Origin of the sequence: Actinomadura sp. 7K507, from assembly GCF_004348425.1 — a bacterium.
Lineage (GTDB): Bacteria > Actinomycetota > Actinomycetes > Streptosporangiales > Streptosporangiaceae > Spirillospora.
In genome coordinates, this window is the sequence record NZ_SMKK01000112.1 from 20,918 (window position 1) to 28,331 (window position 7,414).

Sequence of the window (7,414 nt, forward strand, 5' to 3'; positions counted from 1 at the left end):
GGGAAGGCGGGCACGTGGACATCGGGAGGCTCCGGACCGACACCCCCGGCTGCGCGAGAGTGGCCCACCTCAACAACGCCGGTGCGGCGCTGGCGCCGCGTCCCGTGATCAACGCCGTCACGGAGCACTTCGCGCTGGAGAGCACGATCGGCGGGTACGAGGCGGCGGAACTGAACGCGCCGGCCATCGAACGCTTCTATGACGCTGTGGCGAGGCTCATCGGCGCACGCGCGGACGAGATCGCCTACGTCGAGAACGCCACCCGCGCCTGGGACTTGGCGTTCTACGCGGTCCCCTTCGCCGAAGGCGACCGCATCCTCACGACGACGAGCGAGTACTCCAGCAATGCCATCGCCTACCAGCAGGTGGCGGCGGCCAAAGGCGTGAGCGTGGAAGTCGTCCCGGACGAGGCCGACGGGACGCTCTCACTGGACGCGCTGGAGGCCGAACTGACCAAGGGCAATGTCCGCCTGGTGTCGCTCAACCACATCCCCACCCACAATGGGCTCATCAACCCCGCCGCCGAGGTCGGACGCCTCTGCCGCGAGCACGGCGTCCTCTACCTGCTGGACGCGTGCCAGTCGCTCGGGCAACTCGCCCTGGACGTCGGCGAGATCGGCTGCGACATGCTGTCGGCGACCGGCCGCAAGTTCCTGCGGGGCCCGCGGGGGACCGGGTTCCTGTACGTGCGGCGGCAGATCATCCCGACACTGGAACCGCCCCTCCTCGACCTGCACGCCGCCACCTGGAGGGCCCCGGACGGATTCGAGATGCGCGAGGACGCGCGGCGCTTCGAGACCTGGGAACGGTATGTCGCCGGGCAGATCGGACTGGGCGTCGCTGCCGACTACGCGGCCGACCTGGGGATCGCGGAGATCGAGCCACGTGTGAAGGACCTCGCGGCCAGGCTGCGGGCGGAACTGGCCGCCCGGCCCAAGACGACCGTGCTCGACAAGGGCGAACGGCCGTCCGGCATCGTCACGTTCACCGTGGACGGCCACGACCCCGCCGACATCAAGGAAGCGGCCAGGAAACGCGACATCAACATCAACGTCGCGACGCCGATCGCACACGGATACGACCCGCACGCCATTCCAGCGGCTGTGCGGGCCTCCGTGCACTACTACAACACCGACGACGAACTGGACCGGCTTCTGGCCGTCCTGCCCTGATCCACGCACTGTCCCCGCAGGGGGCGCGTCCGGCGGCCGGGGGATGGGCACCGGCGGGAGCCACCGAACGCGCCCTGGCCGGGGTCAGGTGTTCGGACGGGCGACGCTGATGTCGGCGAGCGCCGACACCTCGTCCCTTTCCATCGCCAGGTCGCCGAGGGACACGATGCCCACCGGACGGCCGTCCTCGATGACCGGGAGCCGCCGCACGGCCCGCTCCCGCATGATCTGCGCGGCCTTGTCCAGCGAGTCGTCGGGCCCGACGGTCGCGGTCGCGCTGCTCGCGATCCCGCCGATGTTCAGCTGCGTCGGGTCACCGCCCATCGCGAGCCCGCGGATCACCAGGTCTCGGTCGGTGACGAGCCCCACCAGGTCATCCCCGTCGGCCACCAGCACGGTGCCGATGTCCTCATCGCGCATCGCGCGGGCCACGGTCACGAGGTCGAGTTCCGGGGACACCGACGTCGGGGAACCGGTCATGATTTCGCGGATCTTCGTAGCCATCGCTCAGCTCCTTGAGCCTCGTGGGTCGTCTCTGGGGCCCGGATCAGTCGCGTACCCGGCAGAAGCGGCCTCACTCATCACGCGGTCCCGGAAGGCGGTGACATGGGGCTCACCCCGGGGCGCGACATCCGCGCGGCATTGCGAATCCACGCGAACCTTCTCGATAAACTGCGCATCCTTCAATATGCACGGGGGTTCGACGGGAGGACCGCTCCGTCTGCCTGGAGGCACCAGTCGAGGAGGGTCGGGCCGTGGACGACGCCAAGCGGGAGCCGGTGAAGTCCGGCACCGGGGGCGAGCGCGACCCCGCCCGCACCGCCACCGCCGAGTTCCGCATCCCGGCGAAGGTCGACCTGACCAGACCGGACATCCCGCTCCGCCGCTCCGCCGAGCCGAAGGACGACGCGTCCGAGGAACCCGCCTCTCCCCCGGCGGGCCCCTGGTACGTCAAGCTCCCGAAGCCCCCGGAAGAAGACTCCGCCGAGGAAGCCTCCGAAGAACCCCCCGACGCCGAAGAGCCTGAAGACGCCGAGGCCGCTTCCGCGACGACCGCCCCCGAAGGGGACGACGACTCCACGGGCGAGGAAGACACCAACGGCGAGAAGGACGCACCCCGCACCGACGGCACCGGGCCGACGCGGGTCGAGCGCCTCCCCGTCCTGCCTTCCAAGCCCGCAGAACCGCAGCCCGCCACTCCGCAGGAGGAATCGCCACAGCAAGCCGCCCCGGCGCAGGTCACAGCCCCGCACCCCGCTCAAACCCAGACCGCACCCCCACAGGCCCAAGCCGCCCCACCACAGGCCGCCCTACCGCAGGCCGCCCTACCGCAGGCCGCCTCACCACAGGCCGCCTCACCACAGGCCGCACCGCCTCAGAGCACACCATCCCAGGGCGTGGGTTCTCAGGAGTATGCGGTCGTGCGGGCGCCGGGGCCGTGGAGTGTGCCCTGGGACGGGATGGCTCCCCCGGCGGCGCCGACTCCGGCGGAAGAGGAGAAGGCCGAGCCGGGGCGGCGTGGCCTCGTCGTGCTCCTGGCGGCGCTGGTGCTGGTCGCCGGGGTCGTCACCGGGCAGCTCGTGCGGCCGGTCCCCGAGCCGGCCGTCGAGTTGGGCATCACGTCCAGCCACGCGTTCCCGGGGCAGGCCCCGGCGCTGCCGTGGCCGTCGGCTGGGCAGGCGGTCGTCCACGTGGAGGGGCTCGGGACGATGGGCTCGTCGGGCGGGTCCGCGCCGGTGCCGACGGCGAGCGTCGCGAAGGTGATGACGGCGTACGTGTATCTGCAGGCGCACCCGCTGAAGCCGGGTGAGGCGGGGCCGGTGCTGACGGTGTCGCCGCAGGCCGCCGCGCAGATCCCGATGCGCAGGCAGCGCGGGGAGTCGATCCTCGGGGTGACCGCGAACCAGCGGCTGACGCAGCGCAAGGCGCTGGAGGCCCTGATGGTCATCTCGGCGAACGACGTGGCGCACGAGCTCGCGCGGTGGGACGCCGGGAGCGATCAGGCGTTCGTGGCGAAGATGAACGCGACCGCCAGGTCGCTGGGGATGACCGCCACGACGTACACCGATCCGAGCGGCTACGACGAGCGGACGGTGAGCACGGCCGCGGACCAGGTGAAGCTGCTGCGGGCGGCGATGGAGGTCCCCGCCTTCGCCGAGATCGTGAAGCAGCCGACGTACGTGCCGGACGACGGCGGGCCGCCGCGGCAGGGCGGGAACTACCTGCTGGGGCGGCACGGCGTCATCGGCGGGAAGACCGGGTACACGGACGCCGCCGGCGGGAACTTCGTGTTCGCGGCGCGCAACGGCGTCCAGGGCGTGAACACCCTGATCCTGGGCGCGGTGCTGGGGCAGGACGCCTCGGCGGCGGCGGGCGCCGTCGCCACGGCGGAGCGGATCGTCGTCGCGGCGGAGAACGCGATGGTCGCCGCGACCCTCGCGCCGCAGGGCGCGAGGGTCGCGCGGGTCGACGACGGCCTCGGGGGCGAGACGCCGCTGCGTGCCGCGTCGCCGGTCACCGTCGTCGGCTGGCCCGGTCTGACCGTGCCGGTCGGCGTCGAGGGCGACCCGCCGGACCAGGCGGGCTCCGGTGCACAGGTCGGCGCGTTGAAGGCGGGCGCGGCGCTGGTGCCGCTGGAACTCGCCCAGAAGCTGGACGGGCCGTCCCTCGTCAAGCGGCTGATCCGCCTCAGCTGAGTTCCCGGCGTCAGGCGTAGAGGGCGGACAGGAAGCGGATCAGCAGAGCCTCGCGGGTGGCGGGCGGCAGGGCGTCCAGGATGGTGTTCACCACGGCCATCTCCGGCTCGCCGCCTCCGGCCAGGTCCACGCCGACGGACGCGAGGAGCCCGGCGAACCCGGCGTCGTCGAGGCTGTCGAGGTCGAGGTCGGCGAGGGCGTCCGCCAGTCCGGACGGGACGTCGGGCGGCCCCGCGCCGCGGGCGGCCTTCGCGGAGTCGGCGAGGGCGGCCAGCAGCGGCTCGATGTCGCTGACGCCGGTCAGCGTGAAGTGCAGGTTCGGCGGGATGCCCCGGTAGGACAGCTGGGGCTGGAAGAACCAGCCGCGTGACCGGGCCTCGTCGGCGATGACGAACACGTCCAGGGCGGGATCGGTGGACGCGACGGCGACCAGCGGCGCGACGGGTTCGCCGAGCACGCGCAGGCCGGGGATGTCGGCGACGCCCGCGATGAGGCGTTCCGCGGCCTTCATCGCGTTCTCGGCGAGGTCGCGGTAGCCCTGCGCGCCGATCGCGTTGAGGGTCGCCCACGCGGCGCCGAGCGGGCCGGCGCTCTTGCTGCTCTGGACGGTCGCGTTGATGACGGTGTAGCCGGGCCATTCCGCGGCGGCGAAGTAGGCGCGGCGGCGGAGCGCCTCGTCCGCGTACAGGACGACGGAGGCCCCCTTCGGCGAGTAGCCGTACTTGTGCAGGTCGCAGGAGAGGGAGGTCACGCCGGGCACGGACAGGTCGAACGGCGGGACATCCCGTCCCGCGTCCCGCAGCCAGGGCAGGACCCACCCGCCGACGCACGCGTCCACATGGCACGGAACGCCCGCGGAGGCGGCGATCGACGCGATCTCCGGGACCGGGTCCATGACGCCGTGCGGGTAGGAGGGGGCGGAGACGACGACGAGGACGGTCCGGGGGGTGAGGGCGGCGGCGGTCGCGGCCGGGTCGGCGCGGAACGACGCGTCGACCGGGACCTGCACGACCTCCATGCCCAGGTAGTGCGCCGCCTTGTGGAACGCCGGGTGCCCTGTCGCCGGCAGCACGATCTGGGGTTTCCCGTTGACCGGGCGGGCGTCCCGGGCCGACTTCACCGCCAGCATGATCGACTCGGTTCCGCCGCTGGTGAAGACACCGGAACCGCCGCCGAGCTTGTCCGCGACGGCGGCGACGATCCGGCGTTCCAGGGCCACGATGCTGGGAAACGCGGTCGGGTCGAGGCAGTTGACCTCCAGCATCTCCAGGTAGGCGGTCGCGGCGAGGTCGTGCACGGCCTCGCGTCCGGTGTCGTAGACGTAGGCGGTGACCTGGCCTCCGCGCACGGGCAGGTCGGCGTCCCGCAGGCGCGCGAGCTCCGCGAGCAGCTCTCCGGGCGCACGGCCTGCCTCGGGAAGGGCGGCCGCGGGGGCGGGCGGATGGTCGGAGGGGTGCTCAGCGGGCATGGCGGCGTGGTTCCTCACTGCGTCGTCGGAGAGCGGTCGGCCGGAGGGGCGTCCCGGCGGTCATCGGGCGTCCCGGCCGGGCAGCCCGATCAGGGTGGAGACCAGGCGGCGCATGTGGGCGCGGAACCGGTCCAGCTCGCGGGGGTCGTCGAGGCCTCGCCGCCGCCCGTCGGCGCCCAGGACGCCGCCGGACCCGAATCCGTGGGTGCACCAGACGACCGTCCACACGACGTACTCGATGTCGACGTCGGCGGACACGACCTTCCGCGCGGCCTCGGCGACCAGGTCCACCAGCGGACGGACGAACCGCTCCTCGAGGTCGGCGACGTCGGCGGCGTCCGAGAGCCACCGGTGCATCCACAGCGCGGGCACCTCCGGATTCTCCGCGCAGAAGTCGACGTAGCGGTCTACGAGCGTGAGGAGCGACTCCGCGTCGCCGACCTGGGCGACCCCGTCCTCCAGAAGCGCGCGTTCGGCCAGGTGGGCGCGTTCGATGACGGCGAGGTACAGATCCCTTTTGCCGCCGGCGTGGTAGGCCACGGTGGCCACGTTGAGCCCGGCCGCCTCCGCGATCATGCGGGTGGAGGTGCCGTCGTAGCCGAGCGCGGCGAACAGCCGGGTGGCGGCGCCGAGGATACGCTCGCTCGCGGTATCACTGCTGGTCATACCCTCAAGCTAGGCGGTCCTCCAAACCCTGGTCAATCGTTTGATTGAGAGGTTTCGGGCGCGGTGAGCCACACGGTCAGCACCATCGCCATCTCCAGCCGGGTCTCCGGCTCGTGCAGCCGCTCGCCGAACAGCTCCTCCAGCTGGTGCAGCCGGTACCGGACGGTCTGCGGGTGGACGTGCAGGCGGTTCGCGACCTCCGTGGCGTTGAACCCGTTCTGCAGGCAGGCCAGCAGCGTCCGCATCAGCCGCTCGCGATGCCGCGGCCGGACGGCCTTCAGCGGCGCGAGACGCAGCTCGGCGACCGTCCGGACCAGTTCCTCGTCCTTGAACATGACGAGCGCCGGCATGTGGTCGGCGCAGCGGATCAGCCGGTCGGACGGCAGGATGCCGCGGCGCGCGAGCGGCAGCGCCTGGCGGGCCCAGCGCAGCGACTTGGCCGCCTCCTCGACGCGGACGGTCGGGCCGAGGGCGGCGACCCAGTCGCGCAGCACCGGCTCCAGCATCCGGCCGCGCCCCGGCCCCTCCGGGTCGGGGACGACCAGGCACGGCTCCCGGCGGTTCACGTCGGCGAGCACGTCGGGCGGCAGCGACGGATGCGAGAACGGCTGCTGGCGCCGCTCGTACAGGACGACCGCCGCGACCGTCCGGGGGACGTGCCACTGCGCGAGGCGAGCCAGGCCGGCGATGGCCTGCGGGGCGGCGGGCGGTTCGGCGAGCAGCAGGTCCAGCAGCCGCCGGCGGCGGTGCTCCAGCTCACCGGCCTCCTGCTCGCGGGCCTTGGTGTAGCCGTCGGTGGCGGCGCGGGCGATCTCGTCCAGGAACGCGAAGATGGCCTCGGCGATGGAGGCGAGCGTGCGGCGGGAGATGTTGTACCGCTCCGACTCGGCGGCGAGCCGGCGCCAGGCGACGCGGGCGCCGAGCCGCAGCGAGGTCTGCAGGATGTCCAGGTTGCGGCCTTCGCGGGCCTCCGCCCAGCCGATCTCCCGGTAGACGGCGGCGACCGGCTCCCACGAGCTCTCCGGGTCCATGATGAGGTCGGTGAACTGGCGCAGCGCGCCCTCGACGGCCAGCCGCACCAGCCGCGCGTACTCCTCGTCCTGCGGGCGGGAGTACTCGGGGATCCCGGCGAGGATCTCCTCGATCATCTCCTCGGCGAGAGCGTCCAGATGGGGCCGGAAGATGTCGGACAGCTCACTCGGGACACCGGCCCAGGGCTTCAGTGGCGAGCGCTCGCCAAGCGTCGTGGTCACCGTTCCCACCTCCCGCCCCCGTCGGCGTACGGGGCCTCCACGGAAGCTACCGACGGCGGAACATCCGGGGCTGCACCACCGGCTACGCATTGCGCCGGGACGCTTGTCACCCAGGTGAGTGGCAGGGCGGGCGGGTGGTGGGAGTGGAGCGGTACAGGG

General features: G+C 72.7%; 6 protein-coding genes. 2 read left to right on the forward strand and 4 right to left on the reverse strand.

Annotated features, from left to right (window positions below; translation table 11 throughout):
- The first annotated feature begins 14 nt into the window (after positions 1 to 14).
- Positions 15 to 1,172: an aminotransferase class V-fold PLP-dependent enzyme gene (locus E1285_RS24400; RefSeq protein ID WP_132155914.1), complete on the forward strand. Its 1,158-nt coding sequence runs from the start codon at positions 15 to 17 to the stop codon at positions 1,170 to 1,172.
- 84 nt (positions 1,173 to 1,256) lie between these two features.
- On the opposite strand, the gene E1285_RS24405 is transcribed toward E1285_RS24400, so the two are convergent.
- The gene (locus tag E1285_RS24405) at positions 1,257 to 1,676 is read right to left on the reverse strand and encodes a CBS domain-containing protein (RefSeq protein WP_132155916.1); all 420 of its coding nucleotides are present in this window, start codon (positions 1,674 to 1,676) and stop codon (positions 1,257 to 1,259) included.
- A gap of 251 nt (positions 1,677 to 1,927) precedes the next feature.
- Here E1285_RS24405 and E1285_RS47555 point away from each other — a divergent pair, with 251 nt between their 5' ends.
- Complete coding sequence (locus tag E1285_RS47555; protein WP_243723015.1) at positions 1,928 to 3,868, forward strand: serine hydrolase; 1,941 nt, start codon at positions 1,928 to 1,930, stop codon at positions 3,866 to 3,868.
- Positions 3,869 to 3,878: 10 nt separating this feature from the next.
- Here E1285_RS47555 and E1285_RS24415 read toward each other — a convergent pair whose 3' ends face one another.
- From E1285_RS24415 to E1285_RS24425, 3 genes are read right to left on the reverse strand one after another with little or no spacing between them, the layout of a single operon-like run.
- The gene (locus E1285_RS24415) at positions 3,879 to 5,336 is read right to left on the reverse strand and encodes an aspartate aminotransferase family protein (protein ID WP_132155918.1); all 1,458 of its coding nucleotides are present in this window, start codon (positions 5,334 to 5,336) and stop codon (positions 3,879 to 3,881) included.
- Positions 5,337 to 5,396: 60 nt separating this feature from the next.
- Positions 5,397 to 6,002, reverse strand: coding sequence for a TetR family transcriptional regulator (locus tag E1285_RS24420; protein ID WP_132155920.1), 606 nt, complete (start codon positions 6,000 to 6,002; stop codon positions 5,397 to 5,399).
- 32 nt (positions 6,003 to 6,034) lie between these two features.
- Positions 6,035 to 7,255 carry a helix-turn-helix domain-containing protein gene (locus tag E1285_RS24425; RefSeq protein ID WP_243723016.1) on the reverse strand — a complete coding sequence of 407 codons (1,221 nt, stop codon included), beginning with the start codon at positions 7,253 to 7,255 and terminating at the stop codon, positions 6,035 to 6,037.
- Positions 7,256 to 7,414 lie beyond the last annotated feature (159 nt).

Excerpts from the sequence above, each read along its gene's own strand:
- E1285_RS24405 (WP_132155916.1), bottom strand. The coding sequence starts at position 1,676 with ATGGCTACGAAGATCCGCGAAATCATGACCGGTTCCCCGACGTCGGTG.
- E1285_RS24415 (WP_132155918.1), bottom strand. The coding sequence starts at position 5,336 with ATGCCCGCTGAGCACCCCTCCGACCATCCGCCCGCCCCCGCGGCCGCC.
- E1285_RS24420 (WP_132155920.1), bottom strand. The coding sequence starts at position 6,002 with ATGACCAGCAGTGATACCGCGAGCGAGCGTATCCTCGGCGCCGCCACC.